Origin of the sequence: Lolliginicoccus suaedae (assembly GCF_008312885.1) — a bacterium.
In the GTDB taxonomy this organism is placed as follows: Bacteria; Actinomycetota; Actinomycetes; order Mycobacteriales; family Mycobacteriaceae; genus Lolliginicoccus; species Lolliginicoccus suaedae.
Genome location: NZ_VSSO01000002.1, coordinates 309450 through 325718, shown reverse-complemented (window position 1 = coordinate 325718; position 16269 = coordinate 309450). Strand labels below are relative to the sequence as shown.

Annotated in this window: 14 protein-coding genes and 1 tRNA gene; 8 read left to right on the top strand and 7 right to left on the bottom strand. The window is 66.8% G+C overall.

What is annotated here, in order from left to right; genetic code table 11:
- Positions 1-51: 51 nt before the first annotated feature.
- Positions 52-2289, top strand: coding sequence for an NADP-dependent isocitrate dehydrogenase (locus FXO18_RS07165; protein WP_149360398.1), 2238 nt, complete (start codon positions 52-54; stop codon positions 2287-2289).
- A gap of 91 nt (positions 2290-2380) precedes the next feature.
- On the opposite strand, the gene FXO18_RS07160 is transcribed toward FXO18_RS07165, so the two are convergent.
- Positions 2381-2845 (bottom strand): RidA family protein, encoded by a 465-nt coding sequence (locus FXO18_RS07160; RefSeq protein WP_149360397.1) that lies wholly within the window; start codon positions 2843-2845, stop codon positions 2381-2383.
- The gene (locus FXO18_RS07155; RefSeq protein WP_149360396.1) at positions 2842-3009 is read right to left on the bottom strand and encodes a DUF4177 domain-containing protein; all 168 of its coding nucleotides are present in this window, start codon (positions 3007-3009) and stop codon (positions 2842-2844) included. The genes FXO18_RS07160 and FXO18_RS07155 overlap by 4 nt, the downstream gene beginning before the upstream one ends.
- A gap of 53 nt (positions 3010-3062) precedes the next feature.
- Between FXO18_RS07155 and FXO18_RS07150 the strand changes: the two genes are divergently transcribed.
- Complete coding sequence (locus FXO18_RS07150) at positions 3063-4064, top strand: ArsA-related P-loop ATPase (RefSeq protein WP_149360395.1); 1002 nt, start codon at positions 3063-3065, stop codon at positions 4062-4064.
- A gap of 5 nt (positions 4065-4069) precedes the next feature.
- Positions 4070-5233: an ArsA family ATPase gene (locus tag FXO18_RS07145; RefSeq protein WP_149360785.1), complete on the top strand. Its 1164-nt coding sequence runs from the start codon at positions 4070-4072 to the stop codon at positions 5231-5233.
- Between the two features lie 228 nt (positions 5234-5461).
- On the opposite strand, the gene FXO18_RS07140 is transcribed toward FXO18_RS07145, so the two are convergent.
- On the bottom strand, positions 5462-5770 hold the full coding sequence (locus FXO18_RS07140) for a WhiB family transcriptional regulator (protein WP_149360394.1): 309 nt from the start codon (positions 5768-5770) through the stop codon (positions 5462-5464).
- A 606-nt stretch (positions 5771-6376) separates the two neighbouring features.
- Between FXO18_RS07140 and FXO18_RS07135 the strand changes: the two genes are divergently transcribed.
- The 5 genes from FXO18_RS07135 to FXO18_RS07115 all read left to right on the top strand — a co-directional run bounded on the left by FXO18_RS07135 (position 6377) and on the right by FXO18_RS07115 (position 12255).
- Entirely contained in the window at positions 6377-8770 is a 2394-nt protein-coding gene (locus FXO18_RS07135) for a transglycosylase domain-containing protein (protein ID WP_187774275.1), read from the top strand.
- 65 nt (positions 8771-8835) lie between these two features.
- Complete coding sequence (locus FXO18_RS07130; RefSeq protein ID WP_149360393.1) at positions 8836-9798, top strand: metallophosphoesterase; 963 nt, start codon at positions 8836-8838, stop codon at positions 9796-9798.
- A gap of 28 nt (positions 9799-9826) precedes the next feature.
- Positions 9827-9900, top strand: a tRNA-Pro gene (locus FXO18_RS07125).
- 353 nt (positions 9901-10253) lie between these two features.
- Complete coding sequence (locus FXO18_RS07120) at positions 10254-11591, top strand: TrkH family potassium uptake protein (protein ID WP_149360392.1); 1338 nt, start codon at positions 10254-10256, stop codon at positions 11589-11591.
- Positions 11581-12255, top strand: coding sequence for a potassium channel family protein (locus FXO18_RS07115; protein WP_149360391.1), 675 nt, complete (start codon positions 11581-11583; stop codon positions 12253-12255). Before FXO18_RS07120 ends, FXO18_RS07115 begins: the two co-directional genes overlap by 11 nt.
- A gap of 206 nt (positions 12256-12461) precedes the next feature.
- On the opposite strand, the gene FXO18_RS07110 is transcribed toward FXO18_RS07115, so the two are convergent.
- The 4 genes from FXO18_RS07110 to FXO18_RS07095 all read right to left on the bottom strand — a co-directional run bounded on the left by FXO18_RS07110 (position 12462) and on the right by FXO18_RS07095 (position 16151).
- Positions 12462-12935, bottom strand: a complete 474-nt coding sequence (locus tag FXO18_RS07110; RefSeq protein WP_149360390.1) for a Dps family protein — start codon at positions 12933-12935, stop codon at positions 12462-12464.
- A gap of 250 nt (positions 12936-13185) precedes the next feature.
- Positions 13186-13716, bottom strand: a complete 531-nt coding sequence (locus FXO18_RS07105) for a hypothetical protein (RefSeq protein WP_149360389.1) — start codon at positions 13714-13716, stop codon at positions 13186-13188.
- 124 nt (positions 13717-13840) lie between these two features.
- Positions 13841-14884 carry an aspartate-semialdehyde dehydrogenase gene (locus FXO18_RS07100; RefSeq protein WP_149360388.1) on the bottom strand — a complete coding sequence of 348 codons (1044 nt, stop codon included), beginning with the start codon at positions 14882-14884 and terminating at the stop codon, positions 13841-13843.
- A gap of 1 nt (position 14885) precedes the next feature.
- Positions 14886-16151 carry an aspartate kinase gene (locus FXO18_RS07095; protein ID WP_149360387.1) on the bottom strand — a complete coding sequence of 422 codons (1266 nt, stop codon included), beginning with the start codon at positions 16149-16151 and terminating at the stop codon, positions 14886-14888.
- Positions 16152-16269 lie beyond the last annotated feature (118 nt).

Genomic DNA, 16269 nt, shown 5'->3' with positions numbered 1-16269 from the left:
ACCGTCACGGCGCCAGACAACTAGCTAGCGAACGCGGGAAGAGAAGAACCTATGCCCTCTCGAGATCCTTTCATCATCTACACGCTGACCGACGAGGCCCCGCTGCTCGCGACCCGAGCCTTCCTGCCGATCGTGCGCGCTTTCACCCAGCCCGCGGGGATCGAGGTCACCACCAGCGACATCTCTCTCGCGGCACGCATCCTCGCCGAGTTCCCCGACTACCTCACCGACGAGCAGCGCGTGCCCGATAACCTCGGCGAGCTTGGCCGGTTGACGCAGCTGCCCGAGACCAACATCATCAAGCTGCCCAACATCAGCGCGTCGGTGCCCCAGCTCATCGCGGCGATCAAGGAGCTCCAGGGCCAGGGCTACGACATCCCCGATCTCCCGCAGGATCCCAAGACCGACGAGGAGAAGGAGATCAGCGACCGCTATGCCAAGTGCCTGGGCAGCGCGGTGAACCCGGTGCTGCGCGAGGGCAACTCGGATCGTCGCGCGCCCCGGGCCGTCAAGGAGTACGCGCGCCGTCATCCGCACAGCATGGGCGAGTGGTCGATGGCCTCGCGCACCCATGTCGCGCACATGCGGCACGGCGACTTCTACCACGGCGAGAAGTCCATGACGCTCGATCGCGCGCGCGACGTCAAGATGGAACTGGTCACCAACGACGGCAAGCTGATCGTGCTCAAGCCCAAGGTCGAGCTCGGCGAGGGCGATGTCTTCGACAGCATGTACATGAGCAAGAAGGCCCTCCTCGAGTTCTACGAGGAGCAGATGGAGGACGCCCGCAAGACCGGCGTGATGCTGTCGCTCCACGTCAAGGCCACGATGATGAAGGTCTCCCATCCGATCGTGTTCGGCCACGCCGTGCGGATCTTCTACAAGGACGCGTTCGAGAAGCACCAGGAGCTGTTCGACGAGCTCGGCGTGAACGTCAACAACGGCCTCGGCGACCTGTACGACAAGATCGAGTCGCTGCCGAGCTCGCAGCGCGACGAGATCATCGAGGACCTCCACCGCTGCCACGAGCATCGCCCCGAGCTCGCGATGGTCGACTCCTCCCGCGGCATCTCCAACTTCCACTCGCCCAGCGATGTGATCGTCGACGCCTCGATGCCGGCGATGATCCGCTCGGGCGGCAAGATGTACGGCGCCGACGGCCGCACCAAGGACACCAAGGCGGTGATGCCCGAATCCACGTTCGCGCGCATCTACCAGGAGATCATCAACTTCTGCAAGACCAACGGCGCCTTCGATCCCACCACCATGGGGACCGTGCCGAACGTCGGCCTGATGGCGCAGAAGGCCGAGGAGTACGGCTCGCACGACAAGACCTTCGAGATCCCCGAGGCTGGCGACGCCAACATCGTCGACATCGAGACCGGCGAGGTGCTGCTGACCCAGCATGTGGAGGCCGGCGACATCTGGCGGATGTGCACCGTCAAGGACGCGCCGATCCGTGACTGGGTCAAGCTCGCCGTCACCCGCGCCCGCGACTCGGGAATGCCGGTACTGTTCTGGCTCGACCCGTACCGCCCGCACGAGAACGAGCTCATCAAGAAGGTCCAGGCCTGCCTCAAGGAGCATGACACCGAGGGCCTCGACATCCAGATCATGTCGCAGGTGCGCTCCATGCGCTATACGCTCGAGCGCCTGATCCGCGGGCTCGATACCATCGCCGCCACGGGCAACATCCTGCGCGATTACCTCACGGACCTCTTCCCCATCCTCGAGCTCGGCACCAGCGCCAAGATGCTGTCGATCGTGCCACTGATGGCTGGCGGCGGGCTGTACGAGACCGGCGCGGGCGGCTCCGCTCCCAAGCATGTCAAGCAGCTCGTCGAGGAGAACCACCTGCGCTGGGACTCGCTCGGCGAGTTCCTGGCGCTAGCGGTCAGCCTCGAGGACATGGGCCGCAAGTTCGGCAACACGCGCGCCACCATCCTCGCGGAGACCCTCGACGCGGCCACGGGCAAGCTGCTGGAGAACAACAAGAACCCCTCGCGAAAGACCGGCGAGCTCGACAACCGGGGCAGCCAGTACTACCTGGCGCTGTACTGGGCGAAGGAGCTCGCTGCGCAGACCGAGGACTCGGCCATGCGGGAGCACTTCGCGGATCTGGCGAAGAAGCTGGAGGCCAACGAGGACACCATCGTCGAGGAGCTCGCGGAGGTCCAGGGCCAGCCCGTCGAGATCGGCGGCTACTACGCTCCGGACCTCGACAAGCTCGACGCGGTGATGCGGCCGAGCAAGACGTTCAACGACGCCCTCGCGGCAGCGCAGGAGTGATCCCGGCCTAGGGCGAACGACCGATCCCCGGGCCTCGCGAGGCCCGGGGATCGTTGCGCTTCGTGTGCCCGCCGATGAGCGAGCGGGCTTCCTATCCGCTGACCCGCACGATGACCTCGACCTCGACGGCGGCGTTGAGGGGCAGCTCGGCGACACCGACGGCGGAACGGGCATGCTTGCCCGCATCGCCGAAGACCTCGCCGAACAGCTCGGACGCGCCATTGATCACCTGGGGCTGGCCGTTGAACCCGGAAGCCGAGGCGACGAAGCCCACGACCTTGACGACCTGCTCCACCGCATCGATGCCGACGAGCGCATCGATCGCGGCGAGCGCGTTGAGCCCACAGATGCGGGCCATGCCCTGGGCTTGCTCGGGCGTGACCTCCGCGCCCACCTTGCCCGCGGCCTGCAGCTCCCCGGCCACCAGCGGGAGCTGCCCCGAGGTGTAGACGAAGTCACCGGCCCGCAGCGCGGGAACATATGCGGCGACGGGTGGCACCACGGGTGGCAGGGCGAGGCCGAGTTCCTTGAGGCGCGCGCTCGCGGTGGGGCTCATGAGGATAGCCCCCTCTTCAGGTAGGCGACGTGCTGCTCGCCAGTGGGGCCGGGCAGCACAGTGACAAGCTCCCAGCCGTCCTGCCCCCACTGATCAAGGATCGCCTTGGTCGCGTGAGTGAGGAGGGGAACGGTGGCATACTCCCAGCGGGTGATCTCAGACATAAAAACCACCCTAGTCGGGCCACTACCCACGGTGCAGCTTATAAGCTCGTACCGTGTCTAGCTCCGACTCGTGGTCCCGCAAGGCCGCCCGCGCCCGGCTCCACTTCATCAGCGGCAAGGGCGGCACCGGCAAGTCGACCGTCGCCGCCTCGCTCGCCCTCGCCCTCGCGGCGGGCGGGCGACGCGTGCTGCTCGCCGAGCTCGAGGGGCGCCAGGGCATAGCCCAGCTGTTCGACATCCCCCCGCTGCCCTACGCGGAGACGCGAGTAGCGGCGGCCGATGACGGCGGCGAGGTCAAGGCGCTGGCCGTCGATATCGAGGCGGCGTTCCTCGAGTACCTCGACATGTTCTACAGCCTCGGCATCGCGGGCAAGGCGATGCGCAGGGTCGGGGCCATCGAGTTCGCCACCACGCTGGCGCCCGGCCTGCGCGATGTGCTGCTGACCGGCAAGATCAAGGAATGCGTCATCCGCCGCGACGAGCGCGGGCAGCACGTCTACGACGCGATCGTCGTCGATGCCCCGCCGACGGGCCGCATCGGCACGTTCCTCGATGTGACCAAGGCCATGTCGGACCTCGCGAAGTCGGGACCGATCCGCAGCCAGAGCGATGGAGTGGTCAAGCTGCTCCACTCCGATGACACCATGATCCACCTCGTGACGCTGCTCGAATCGCTCCCCGTGCAGGAGACCATCGACGCCGTCAAGGAGCTCACGGAGAAGGAGCTGCGCGTGGGCTCGATCATCGTGAACCGGACGGACAAGGAGCACCTGCCGTCCGAGCTCCTCGATGCCGCACAGGCCAACGAGCTCGATCGGGAGTCGATCCGCGCGGGGCTCGGCAAGGCTGGCATCACCGTCACCGACGCCGAGCTCGACGGCCTCCTCGTGGAGGCGGCGGAGCAGGCGGCGCGCACCCGCGCGCAGCAGGAGAGCGCCCGGCAGCTCGAGGAGATCGACATCCCGCAGCTCGTGCTTCCCACCATGACCGACGGAGTCGATCTCGGTGGGCTCTACGAGCTGGCACAGATCCTGACGGAGCAAGGGGTCCACTGATGAGCATGCCCGATATCGACGACGCATCGGTCGACCCGGTGCCGGACTCGTCAATCCCGTGGTTGAACGTGGATCGCTTCCTGGCTGATTCCTCGACCCGCGTCGTGGTGTGCTGCGGCGCCGGTGGTGTCGGCAAGACCACCACGGCCGCAGCGCTGGCGGTGCGGGCGGCCGACATGGGGCGCAAGGTCGTGGTGCTCACGATCGATCCGGCCCGCCGGCTTGCCCAGGCCCTCGGCCTCGATGCGCTCGACAACGTTCCGCAGCGCGTCGAGCTCGATGGCTCGACGGGCGAGCTGCACGCGATGATGCTCGATATGCGGCGCACGTTCGATGAGATGGTGCAGGAGCATTCCTCGCCGGAGCGGGCCGCAGCGGTGCTGGCGAACCCGTTCTACCAGACCGTGGCGTCGTCGTTCTCGGGCACGCAGGAATACATGGCGATGGAGAAGCTCGGCCAGCTCGTGCACCAGAAGCGCTGGGACCTCATCATCGTCGACACTCCTCCGTCGCGTAACGCGCTGGACTTCCTCGATGCGCCGCAGCGGCTCGGCACGTTCCTCGATGGCCGCATGATCCGCCTGTTCATGGCTCCGGGCCGCGGCCTCGGCAAGATCGTCACGGGCGCGCTCGGGCTGGCGATGAAGGGCGTCTCCACCATCGTCGGTTCGGAGATGCTCTCGGACGCGTCGAGCTTCGTTCGCTCGCTGGACTCGCTGTTCGGTGGGTTCCGGGAGCGCGCCAACCGCACCTACGACATGCTGCGCGCTCCGGGCACGGAGTTCATGGTGATCGCGGCCGCCGAGCCGGATCCGCTGCGGGAGGCGTCGTTCTTCGTCAACCGCCTCACCAAGGAGGGCATGCCGCTCGCGGGCCTGCTGCTCAATCGCACCCATCAGACGTTGACCGATATCGATGCCGATCGTGCGCGCCTCGCTTCGGAGGAGCTCGCGACCGGGGATGCTGCCAGCGCGGAGACCGCGCTCGCATCAGCGGTGCTCGCCATCCATGCGGACAGGGCCACGACGGAGAAGCGGGAGCAGCGGCTGCTCACCCGTTTCACTCTCGCGCATCCGCGGGTGCCGGTGGCGAAGGTTCGCTCGCTGCCCTACGAGGTATCCGACCTCTCGTCGCTGCGGGCGATCGCGGAGCTCTGGCGCAAGCATTAGCCGGCGGCGCGGGCATTAGCAGGCTTGGCTCGGGCCGAGCGGGCGTTCAGGGGCAAAAGCACCGGAAACCGCCAAACGCGATAGAAACCGCCTTGGTCCTGGCGTCGTTTCTATCGCGTTTGCGGTGTACACCGTGGCTCGCACCCCGGGCATTGGGCCTTCGACAAGCCCAGCGCGACTGAGCTTCCCCTCTCGGTCCGCTGGGTGGCTTGCCGTCGATCGCCCTCGTCAGCCCGCTGATTGCTGGGCGCGCTGCGTGGAGAAGAACTCGGCCCAGGACTCCACCTCCGGGTGCTGCTTGAGCAGGGCGCGACGCTGCCGCTCGGTCATTCCGCCCCAGACACCGAACTCGACGCGATTATCGAGGGCGTCGGCGCCACACTCGAGGACGACCGGGCAGTGCCGGCAGATAGTGGCGGCCTTGCGCTGCGCTGCTCCCCTGACGAAGAGCACGTCGGGGTCGATGCCGCGGCACCGGGCCTGGGACACCCACGCGATGCGAGCCTCGGCTTCCTCCGTCGACATAGTGGCTGTCATCGGGAGGCCACCGCCACGGCGTTGCGCGGGTCGCTTGATCGATGCGCTGGGTGCTACAGGCCCCGATTGATTCATCACCTTCGCTGACTCCCTACTTCCGGCCCCCTGCGGTCGTGTTCTTGCACGCAGACCAGCGCTAGGCTGTACGCGCTTCCCCCGCAAGCGATCCCGCGCATCCTGTGGGATGCAGAGATCACCAGCCCCGTCAATCACCAACACGCGATCTCTGGATCACAGTTGGCCATCAAGTGTTGTGTGAGTCACACTGGCAACAAACTTAGGTACTAACTGCGCTAAATGCAACCTTGGATTTGCCTCCGAGACGGGAAGGTGACCAGGTCGACGCACTACCGCTGCCTGCACCCACGTTAATCCCTCCGGCACACGGTCACATCTCTGCACAGATTCTTTTGTGCAACAACATTTCTCGCAATTCAACCTGGCGCCACGCTTCGCGGCCCAGAACACCAGGAATGCCACGAAACCGGCACGCCGCGCTCCCCTGCCCGCGCGCCCTACCGCTTCACCTCCACGTATCAGTACCCTGGACCCGTGGCGATCGGAAACACACTCGCGAAGCTCGGCGGCACCAGCATCCTCGGAGGCATGCTCCTCGCAGGCATGCTGTTCCCTGCGGCGGGCGGATTCGGCCTGGCGTCCAACAAGGCCGCGCAAACAGTGGAGAACACCTCCGCGCAGCTCATCGAGGGCGAAGTGCCCGCCATCACGACCATCGTTGATGTCAATGGCGACACCATCGCCCACATCTACGAGCAACGCCGCACCGAGGTACCGTCCGAGCGCATCTCCGACGACATGAAGCTCGCCATCGTCTCCGTCGAGGACAAGCGCTTCGCCGACCATCAAGGAGTGGACTGGAAGGGCACCATCCGCGCTGCCCTGACCAACACCACCAGCGGCGAGGTCCAGCAGGGCGCCTCCACTCTCGTCCAGCAGTACGTCAAGAACTACCAGCTCCTCGTGCTTGCCCAGAACGACGCCGAGCGCCGCGCCGCCATCGAGACCACCCCGGCCCGCAAGATCCGCGAGATCCGCATGGCCCTCGAGCTCGATAGCCGGCTCAGCAAGGAAGAGATCCTCACCCGCTACCTGAACCTCGTTCCCTTCGGCAACGGGGCGTACGGGATCCAGCAGGCCGCACAGACCTACTTCGGCATCGACGCCGCCGACCTGAACGCCGTGCAGTCCGCCATGCTCGCCGGGATCGTGCAGAGCAGCTCGGCGCTCAACCCCTACACCAACGCCGAGCGCGTGCTCGAGCGTCGCAACGTCGTGCTCGACACCATGATCGAGAACATCCCCGAGCGGGCCACCGAGTTCATCGCCGCCAAGGATGAGCCCCTCGGCGTGATCCCCGAGCCGCGCACCATCCCGCAGGGCTGCATCACCGCCGACGATCGAGGATTCTTCTGCGACTACGTGCTCGAGTACCTGGCTGATTCCGGGCTCAGCCGCGACCAGCTCCGCCGCGGCGGCTATCGCATCCAGACCACCCTGGACCCCGAGATCCAGGATTCCGCCAAGCGGGCGATCAACAACAACGCCAACGCGCGCACCCCTGGCGTCGCCAGCGTGCTCAACCTGATCCAGCCCGGCGAGGACTCGCACCGCCTGCTCGCGATGGCCTCGAGCCGCGCCTACGGGCTCGATGGCGAGAACTACGAGACCGTCAGCGCCCAGCCGTTCTCCATGGTCGGGCACGGCGCGGGCTCCGTGTTCAAGATCTTCACCGTCGCCGCAGCGCTCGAGCAAGGCATGGGCATCAACACCACCGTCAGCGTCCCCAACCGCTACAACGCCTTCGGGCTCGGCGATGGCGGGGCCCCTGGCTGCCCGGCCAACTACTACTGCGTGGAGAACTTCGCTCCCTACAAGTCCTCCATGAGCCTCACCGAAGCACTCGCCACCTCGCCCAACACCACCTTCGTGCAGATGATCCAGCAAACCGGCGTCGAGGAGACCGTCGACATGGCCGTCAAGCTCGGCCTGCGCTCCTACACCCAGCCCGGCACCTCCGGGTACAGCGAGCAGAGCCTCGCCGACATGTTCACCGACCAGAATCTCGGCTCGTTCACCCTCGGCCCCGTGGCGGTCAACCCCCTCGAGCTTGCCAACGTCGCCGCCACCCTCGCCTCCGACGGCATGTGGTGCCCGCCCACCCCTGTCGATGCCGTGTTCGACCGGTACGGCAACCCCGTCGAGCTGGCCACCGAGCCGTGCGAGCAGGTCGTCGAGCCCGGGCTCGCCCGCGCCCTCTCGCAAGGCCTCAGCCAGGACCACGTGGGCAATGGCACGGCCGCGCGCGCCGCCAACGCCACAGGATGGTCCGCCCCTCTCTCCGCCAAGACGGGAACCACGAACTCGAACTTCTCCGCCGCGTTCCTCGGCTACACCAACACCGTTGCCGGGGTTACCTACGTCTACGGCGACTCGCCCACCCCGAGCCCCATCTGCTCGTTCAACCTGCGCCAGTGCGGCAGCGGCAACCTGTTCGGCGGCAATGAGCCTGCCCAGACGTGGTTCCAGGCCGTGGGGCCCGTCGTAGGCAAGCTCGGCGCCATCCGCGAGCCGGTTGCCGACCAGCGCCGCTTCCGCGAAGGCGATCCCAGCCTGCAGGTTCCCGACGTCTCCGGCTTGTACCAGAGCACCGCCATCCGTCGCCTCGAGAACGCCGGCTACGAGTACGAGACGGTATGGACCTCCAGCGCCGAGACCCGCGGAGTGGTCGCGTCCTACTCTCCCTCGGGATTCGCCCAGCCCGGCAGCACCATCACCCTCTACGTCAGCGATGGCAGCCAGCGCGTGGTAAGGCCCGCCCCAAGATCACCGTCCACCGGGGACAACGACTCCGATGAATCCGGCGACTCGGATGACTCGAGCGGCGACACCACGCCACCACGCCGCGAGCGCCCCGACCTGCCGGACCAGGTAGAGATCCCTGGCCTGCCCGAGCCCGTGCCCGTGCCCGACGACAACTAGCGCCACGCGGCACCGGGCCGCACGGCCCGGTGCCGCAGGCCGTGAGCCTGCCGTATCCTTGGACGATGGCACGCAATACACGGCAACTCGTGGCACGAGCAGCACTCGGAACCGTCGCGGCAGGCAGCATCGCGCTGGCCCATGCCACCCTCATCGAGCGCAATGCCTTCACCGTGCGCAACATCACCGTGCCAATCCTTCCGCCCGGCACCCCTGCGCTGCGGATCCTGCACCTCAGTGACCTGCACATGACGCCACGGCAGCACCTCAAGCAGGCCTGGCTCGCCGAGCTCGCGAACCTCGAGCCCGACCTCGTCATCAATACCGGCGACAACCTCTCCCACACCCGGGCCGTCCCCAGCGTCGTCCAGTCGCTCGACCGGCTCCTCGCGCGCCCCGGCGCCTACGTCTTCGGCAGCAACGATTACTTCGGCCCCCGCCTCAAGAACCCCCTCAAGTACTTCCGCACCAACCACAAGCGGATCTACGGCGACCCCCTCCCCTGGCAGGACCTCCGCGCCGCCTTCAACGAGCGCGGCTGGCTCGACGCCACCCACACGCGCCGCGAGCTCGAGATCAACGGCATCCGCATCGCCATCGCCGGTGTCGACGACCCCCACATCAATCGCGACCGCTACAAGACCATCAGCGGCAGGCCCGACCCCCGCGCCCAGCTGCGCATCGGCCTCGCCCACTCCCCCGAGCCCCGGGTCCTCGACCGGTTCGCCAGCGACGGGTACGACCTCGTCCTCGCCGGGCACACGCACGGCGGCCAGCTCTGCCTACCCGCCATCGGCGCGCTCGTCACCAACTGCGGCATCGACCGCTCCCGCGTCAAGGGGCTCTCCCGCTGGGGCAGCCACATGCGCCTGCACGTCTCCGCCGGGATCGGCACGTCCCCCTACGCCCCCGCGCGGTTCTTCTGCCGCCCCGAGGCCAGCCTGCTCACCCTCGTCGCCGCCCCTCAGCACACCGAGCCACGATCCGGGAGCGAGCCAGTTTCGCAATCCGACGCCACAGTGCGCTAGACTCTCCAACGCTGGCGGCAGCCAGCACCGGGGTGTGGCGCAGCTTGGTAGCGCGCTTCGTTCGGGTCGAAGAGGTCGTGGGTTCGAATCCCGCCACCCCGACACCAAAAGATGCAGGCCAGGGCCGTTTCGGTGACACACCGGAGCGGCCCTGAGTCGTTGCGGGGGTGTCGATCCCGGAACCGGCTGACCTCGCGGTTCGTCGGCATGCACTGCGCGCCCCCTCAATGCCGACCCCTTGTCGCGCGGCACCGATGATCAAGGCGTAGTCTCACCTGCATGCTTGATCAGCATCCGATTGACCGCGGGCGCGCCCACCGCGCGCATGGCTCGGCGTGCCCCGGAAAAACGGTGAAGCTGCCACTGTGACGCTCCATGAATCCGAGGAGCACGGCTCGAGAGCGAGCGCGAGGCTGAGAAAGGCCGCGCGCGCTTTCGTCCGTTACCCGGCACGCATGATCGTCACCGGCTACCTGATGTTCATCGGCGTGGGAACGAGCTTGCTGATGCTCCCGGTCGCCACTGCGGGCCCCGAGCGCGCCACCTTCGTCGAGGCGCTCTTCACAGCCACCTCCGCGGGCTGCATCACCGGACTGGTCGTGGTGGATACCGGAACCTTCTATTCGCCATTCGGCCATGCCGTGATCGTCGGCATGTTCCAGGTGGGCGGGCTGGGCATCATGACGGTCGCCTCGCTGCTCGGCCTGCTCGTCGCGCGCCGCATGGGCCTGCGCATGCAGCTGATCGCACACACCGAGACGAAGAACCTCCGCCTTGGTGACATCCGCCGCGTCATCATCGGCGTCATCAAGATGAGCTTCCTCATCGAGGCCATCACGGCGGTCTTCCTGACCAGCCGCTACATGATCGCCTACACCGATTCCCCGGGCGAGGCGCTCTACTGGGGCCTGTTCCATGCGGTCTCGGCATTCAACTCCGCGGGCTTCGCGCTGCAGTCCGACAGCATGATGCAGTACGTGGGCGATCCGTTCATCCTGATCCCGGTCATGGTGGCCTTCACCCTGGGCGCCATCGGCTTCCCGGTGATCTTCGAGGTCACCCGCCACATCCGGACCACCATGCGCGAGGCCGACCCCGAGATCGATGCGACACCGCGTCACTGGACCGTGCACACCAAGATCACGGTCCTCACCCATGGGGTCCTCGCGGTCGTCGGAATCTTCTCGGTCCTCTTGTTCGAATGGGCGAACCCCGCCACGATGGGACCGCTCAGCACGATGCAGAAGCTGCTCGCTGGCGCGTTCCAGGGCCTAGCGCCCCGTTCCAGCGGCTTCAACACCATCGAGACCGGCGACATGAGCGCGGCGACCGTCCTCATCACCGACGTGCTGATGTTCATCGGCGGCGGCAGCGCGGGCACCGCCGGCGGCATCAAGGTCACCACGTTCGCCCTGCTCGGGTTTGTCATCATCGCGGAGCTGCGCGGCCAGCCGACCGTCCACGTCATGGGCCGCAAGCTCGCTGAATCCGTGCAGCGGCAGGCACTCACCGTCGCCCTGATCTCGATCGCCGCGGTGATGGCGGGAACGATCTTCATCCTCGGCATCTCCGAGCACCGGCTCGAGACGGTCCTGTTCGAGGTGATCTCCGCCTTCTGCACCGTCGGCCTCTCCATGGGCATCACCGAGGACTTGCCTGCTGCGGGACAAGTGGTGTTGTGCATCCTGATGTTCGCCGGGCGGATCGGGCCCATCATCCTCGCGTCCGCCCTCGCGCTGCAAGAACGACCCCGCAGATACGAACTACCGGAGGAGCGCCCCATTGTCGGGTAAATACGACCGTCCCCCCAGCACCCGGGTCGCTGTGCTCGGGCTCGGGCGATTTGGCAGATCCCTCGCCCGCGAGCTCGTCGCCAGCGGCACCCAGGTGCTGGGCGTGGATTCCGATTCGCGGATCGTGCAACGGCTCGCCGAGGACCTCACCCACACCGCTGTCGCTGATACGACCGACCGCGATTCGCTCATGCAGCTCGGGGTGCACAAGTTCCCGCACGCCGTGGTCGCCGTCGGTACGGATCTCGAGTCGAGCATCCTCACGACGTCGCTGCTCGCGGACTTCCAGGTGCCGCAGATCTGGGCGAAGGCCACATCCAAGCAGCACCAGCGCATCCTCGAGCGGGTGGGCGCGCACCACGTGGTGATCCCCGAGCACGACATGGGAGAGCGGGTGGCTCACCTCGTCACGGGCCGCATGCTTGATTACATCGAGTTCGGCGACGACTACGCGATGGTCAAGACCCTCGCCCCCGCCGAGGCCATCGGCATCCCGCTCAAGGACAGCGAGCTGCGGCGGCGCTACGAGATCACGGTGGTGGCGGTCAAGCGGGCGGGGCAGAACTTCACCTACGCGACGCAGGATACCGTGCTCATGCGCGGGGATATCCTTCTCGTCGCTGGCAAGGTGCGCCAGGTCGAGGCATTCGCGAACATCACCTAGCCGAGGGGGCTGGTCGGCCCGCTCGCTCTCGGCGCGCTGCCTAGCCACCTAGTGAGCGGACCGCAAAAGCACCTGAAAACGCCAGACGCGATAGAAGCGGAGCCGGGATTCCGGCAGCTTCTATCGCGTTTGGCGCGGTACGGCTGGTCTGGCGCGGTACAGCCAGGTTGGCGCGGAACGGCCGCTATGCCCCGGGGCTAGCGACGTCAGGCGACCTGCGCCTGCCACATCCAGTGGAGCTGCTCGAGGCGGGCGGTGATGGAGATGAGCAGGTCCTGGGTGACGGGGTCTGCCTCCTCGGTGGCGGCGATGCGCGCGCGCAGCCGGTCGATGATGGCAGCGAGGTTCTCGACAACGATGTTGATGACGTCCTCGTCGCTCGTCCAGCCCTCGCCGATGCCCTTGGCGCTGGATTGCCCGGCCACGGTGGAGGCGCGGCCGTCCGGGCTGACACCGATGGCGGTGGAGCGCTCGGCGGCCTCGTCGGTGAAGTCACGGGCCACGGTGACGAGCTCGTCGAGGGCGAGGTGGACGGAGCGGAAGTTCCTGCCGATGACGTTCCAGTGCGCCTGCTTGGCGATGAGGCTGAGGTCGATGAGGTCGACCACGGTGCCTTGCAGCGCCTCGCCAGTGGTGGCCTGCTGGTCGGCGGTCAGGGTGCTGGTGATGGGAGTGGGCATTGCGTGTCCTCCTTCTGGAGCGGAAGCCGGGGGAACCGTGGTTCTCACGGTATCGGGCCCGTCGGCTTCACGATGGCGTTCTCGCTCCCACGGGGGGCTGTCACGCGCGACCGAGCAACGCGCAGGGTGCTGCGCGGGTCGCTGGAGGCGTGCTCCGTGGGCATGACCCCAGTATGCCCTCTTTCTGGATTGAGTCAAGAAAAAGGGTAGTAAAGATTCACTGAGAAATGCCTGAGCGGGAGGGTCTGCGCTAGCGCTTGTCGATCCAGTGCTCGTGAGCCAGGTAGAGCCATTCCGCGCTCGGTCGCAGGAACACCAGGACCGATGCCGCGAGCATGATCGCCGCCTGCAGGTATGGCGTCGCATCGACCAGCGATGGGGTCGCGGTGGCGGACACATCGCCAAGGCTGATCGCCAGCTCCGTCACGAACACCAGGACGGCGCCGAAGAGGATGGCAGCCACGCGCGCCCCGCGGGACCCGGTATGACGCATCAGCGCCACGCACACGAGCATCACGAGCAGCAGCACCACGCCAGCGACGATGACGCCGAGAGGCGCGAAGCTCGCAGTGCGCTCCACCTCCCCGACCTCGCGGAACGCCCAGGCGGGATCGGTCCGCAGTTCCTCGGCCAGCCGGGCCCGGATCTCCCCCAGGTTCCAGATGATGCGTGCCGCAGCAAGCAGGAACAGCGCGGCGCCCAGGCGCCACAGGAACCAACCCCACCAGAGGATGCGCGGCGGCATCGGGGGCGGGGGCACAGCCTCATGGTTCGCACTCACATCCGACACCCTATTGGTCGCGGCACGCTATCGGCCACACCAACCCGCGATTGGGCAGGACGCAAAAGCCCGGCCCGGCAACCGACGGTGCGGCTACCGGGCCGGGCAAGCGGCAACGGACGGGCTACTTCGAGGCGACGAGCAGCTCCGCGATCTGGATGGTGTTCAGCGCGGCGCCCTTGCGCAGGTTGTCGTTCGAGATGAACAACGCGAGGCCGCGACCATCGGGAACGCCCGGATCCTGCCGGATGCGCCCCACGAACGATGGGTCCTGGCCAGCCGCGTCGAGCGGCGTCGGGACATCGGAGAGGACGACGCCCGGCGCCCCGGCGAGGACCTTCTCGGCCCGCTCCACCGAGAGGGGACGCTCGAATTCGGCGTTGATCGACAAGGAATGGCCGGTCAGCACCGGCACGCGCACGCAGGTGCCAGAAACAAGCAGCTCCGGGAGGCCGAGGATCCGGCGGCTCTCGTTGCGCAGCTTCTGGTCCTCGTCGGTCTCGCCACTGCCATCATCAACGATCGCTCCCGCCATCGGCAGCGCGTTGAACGCGATCGGCTTCACATAGACGCCGGGCTCGGGGAAGTTTGCCGCCGAGCCATCGTGGACAAGGTTCTCCGCGTCATCGATGACGGCCTTGAGCTGGGTGAGCAGTTCATTGACCCCAGCGAGGCCGCTGCCGGAGACCGCCTGGTAGGTGGACACGATGAGCCGCTGGAGCCCAGCCTCGTCGTGCAGCGCCTTGAGCACCGGCATCGCTGCCATGGTGGTGCAGTTCGGGTTGGCAATGATGCCCTTGGGCAGGTTGTGGATCTGCTCCGGGTTCACCTCGCTGACGATCAGCGGCACCTCGGGATCCTTGCGCCAGGCCGAGGAGTTATCGACCACGGTGGCACCGGCCGCGGCGAAGCGCGGGGCCTGCTCCTTCGACAGGGTGCCGCCCGCCGAGAACAGGGCGATGTCGATACCGCGCAGGTCCTCGTCGGAGGTCGCTGCGACATCCTCGATCACGATGTCCTCGCCGCGGAACGGCAGGGTCTTGCCCGCGGAGCGCGCCGAGGCGAAGAACCGCACCGTGTCGGCCGGGAAGTCCCGCTCCTCGAGGAGCTTGCGCATCACGCGACCGACCTGGCCGGTGGCGCCGACTACTGCGATGGTCGTGCTCATGTCAGATCCCCGTCCCGGCATAGACAGTGGCTTCCTCTTCGCCGCCGAGATCGAAGGCGGCATGCACGGCCTGGACGGCCTTGTCGAGCTCGGTGTCGCGGCACAGCACGGAGATGCGAATCTCGGAGGTCGAGATCAGCTCGATGTTCACGCCCGCGTCCGCAAGAGCCTCGCAGAAGGTAGCGGTGACCCCGGGGTGGGAGCGCATGCCCGCACCGATCAGTGACAGCTTGCCGATGTGATCGTCGTAGAGCACCTGGCTGAAGCCGATCTTGTCCTGCCGCTTGGTGAGGAACTCCACCGCGCGCGGCCCATCGTCGCGGGGAAGGGTGAAGGTGATGTCGGTCTTGCCGGTCTCGATCTTCGAGACGTTCTGCAGGACCATGTCGATGTTGATCTCGGCATCGGCGACAGCGCGGAAGACCTGCGCGGCGAAGCCAGGCTCATCGGGGATGCCGACAACGGTGACCTTCGCCTCGCTGCGGTCATGCGCTACACCGGTCAGGATGGCGTCTTCCACAGGGATGTCCTCCATTGATCCGGATACGATCGTTCCGGGCTTGTTTGAATACGACGAACGAACATGGATGGGCGTGTTGTAGCGGCGCGCGTACTCCACGCATCGCAGCATGAGCACCTTCGCGCCAGCCGCTGCCATTTCCAGCATTTCCTCGAAGGAGATCTTGTCGAGCTTCTTCGCGGACGGGACGATCCGGGGATCGGAGCTGTAGATGCCATCGACATCGGTGTAGATCTCGCACACATCCGCGTTCAATGCCGCTGCCAGCGCCACCGCAGTGGTGTCCGAGCCACCACGACCGAGCGTGGTGACATCCTTGCTGTCCTGGCTCACGCCCTGGAATCCAGCGACCAGCACGATCGAGCCCTGGTCGAGAGCGGCGCGCACGCGCCCCGGGGTGACGTCGATGATCTTCGCCTTGCCATGGGACTGCGTAGTGATCACCCCGGCCTGCGACCCGGTGAACGACCGCGCCTCCGCGCCGAGCGAATGGATCGCCATCGCGACCAGCGCGTTGGAGATGCGCTCGCCAGCGGTCAGCAGCATGTCCATCTCGCGCGGATGCGGCGAGGGCGACACGGCATGCGCGAGCTTCAGCAAGTCATCCGTTGTGTCGCCCATCGCGGACACGACCACCACAACATCATTGCCCTGGCGCTTTGTCTCGACGATCCGCTCGGCGACACGCCTGATCCGTTCGGCGGATTCCACCGAGGACCCTCCGTACTTCTGCACGACAAGCGCCACGCTAATACTCACCCTTCCGCGTTATTTGCTGGGATTCAGCTAGTCAGTCTAGCGAGTATCCAGTCATAATGCGCCAGCGTGCGCTGATTCCGGGTTGCATCGGCACCCCCCGAGGGCG

Coding starts and splice junctions, on each gene's coding strand:
- FXO18_RS07145 (WP_149360785.1), top strand. CDS start 4,070: ATGCCCGATATCGACGACGCATCGGTCGACCCGGTGCCGGACTCGTCA.
- FXO18_RS07100 (WP_149360388.1), bottom strand. CDS start 14,884: ATGAGCACGACCATCGCAGTAGTCGGCGCCACCGGCCAGGTCGGTCGC.
- FXO18_RS07130 (WP_149360393.1), top strand. CDS start 8,836: ATGGCACGCAATACACGGCAACTCGTGGCACGAGCAGCACTCGGAACC.
- FXO18_RS07110 (WP_149360390.1), bottom strand. CDS start 12,935: ATGCCCACTCCCATCACCAGCACCCTGACCGCCGACCAGCAGGCCACC.
- FXO18_RS07120 (WP_149360392.1), top strand. CDS start 10,254: ATGATCGTCACCGGCTACCTGATGTTCATCGGCGTGGGAACGAGCTTG.
- FXO18_RS07155 (WP_149360396.1), bottom strand. CDS start 3,009: ATGTCTGAGATCACCCGCTGGGAGTATGCCACCGTTCCCCTCCTCACT.
- FXO18_RS07160 (WP_149360397.1), bottom strand. CDS start 2,845: ATGAGCCCCACCGCGAGCGCGCGCCTCAAGGAACTCGGCCTCGCCCTG.
- FXO18_RS07140 (WP_149360394.1), bottom strand. CDS start 5,770: ATGACAGCCACTATGTCGACGGAGGAAGCCGAGGCTCGCATCGCGTGG.
- FXO18_RS07165 (WP_149360398.1), top strand. CDS start 52: ATGCCCTCTCGAGATCCTTTCATCATCTACACGCTGACCGACGAGGCC.
- FXO18_RS07135 (WP_187774275.1), top strand. CDS start 6,377: ATGCTCCTCGCAGGCATGCTGTTCCCTGCGGCGGGCGGATTCGGCCTG.